We start from the raw sequence: 1,513 nt of genomic DNA on the forward strand, positions 1-1,513 counted from the left end.
TCGCCGGCGTCGGTGGCGGCGCGGTACTCCATGCCGGTGCCCACCAGCGGGGACTCCGCACGCAGCAGCGGCACCGCCTGGCGCTGCATGTTGGAGCCCATGAGCGCGCGGTTGGCGTCGTCGTGCTCCAGGAACGGGATCATGGCCGTGGCCACCGACACCATCTGGCGCGGCGAGACGTCCATGTAGTCGACCTCGCCCGCGGCGACGGCCTCGAACTCACCGCCCTTGCGGCGCACCAGCACGCGGTCCTCGGTGAACGTGCCGTCGGGGCCGACGGGGGTGTTGGCCTGCGCGATGACGAAGCGGTCCTCTTCGTCGGCCGTGAGGTAGAAGACCTCATCGGTGACGCGGCCTTCGACCACCTTGCGGTACGGGGTCTCGACGAAGCCGAAGGAGTTCACCCGGCCGTACCCGGCCAGCGAGCCGATCAGGCCGATGTTGGGGCCTTCCGGGGTCTCGATCGGGCACATGCGGCCGTAGTGCGAGGGGTGGACGTCGCGGACCTCGAACCCGGCGCGCTCACGCGACAGGCCGCCCGGGCCCAGCGCCGAGAGGCGGCGCTTGTTGGTCAGCCCCGCCAGCGGGTTGGTCTGGTCCATGAACTGCGACAGCTGGCTGGTGCCGAAGAACTCCTTGACGGAGGCGACGACCGGCCGGATGTTGATCAGGGTCTGCGGCGTGATCGCCTCGACGTCCTGGGTGGTCATGCGCTCGCGGACCACGCGCTCCATGCGCGCCAGGCCCAGGCGGACCTGGTTCTGGATCAGCTCGCCGACGGTGCGCAGGCGGCGGTTGCCGAAGTGGTCGATGTCGTCGGTCTCGACGAAGACGTCGCCGTTGGCGCCCGGCATCGACTCCTCGCCGGCGTGCAGGCGCACGATGTAGTCGATCGTGGCGACGATGTCGTCCTCGGTCAGCGTCCCCTGCGTGTACTCCGCCTCGACACCGAGCTTCTTGTTGATCTTGTACCGGCCGACCTTCGCCAGGTCGTAGCGCTTCGGGTTGAAGTACAGGTTCTCCAGCAGCGCCTGCGCCGACTCCTTGGTCGGCGGCTCCCCCGGACGCAGCTTGCGGTAGATGTCCAGCAGCGCGTCGTCGGTGCCCGCCGTGGGGTCCTTCTCCAGCGTGTTGCGGATGGACTCGTACTGCCCGAAGCGCTCCAGGATCTGGTCGGTGGTCCAGCCCAGGGCCTTGAGCAGCACCGTGACGCCCTGCTTGCGCTTGCGGTCGATGCGGACCCCGACGAAGTCGCGCTTGTCGACCTCGAACTCCAGCCACGCGCCGCGCGAGGGGATGACCTTGCAGCCGTAGAGGTCCTTGTCGGAGGTCTTGTCGACCGAGCGGTCGAAGTAGACGCCCGGCGAACGCACGAGCTGGGACACCACGACACGCTCGGTGCCGTTGATGATGAACGTGCCCTTGACCGTCATGAGCGGGAAGTCGCCCATGAACACGGTCTGGCTCTTGATCTCACCGGTGTCGTTGTTGATGAACTCCGCCGTCACGAACA

1 pseudogene is annotated in these 1,513 nt (G+C 67.9%); it reads right to left on the reverse strand.

The window, feature by feature from the left end:
• Positions 1-1,513: pseudogene (locus ACFO4E_RS30005) on the reverse strand (DNA-directed RNA polymerase subunit beta); the annotation flags it as partial.

The organism is Nocardiopsis mangrovi (assembly GCF_042653925.1).
GTDB classification, from domain to species: domain Bacteria; phylum Actinomycetota; class Actinomycetes; order Streptosporangiales; family Streptosporangiaceae; genus Nocardiopsis_B; species Nocardiopsis_B mangrovi.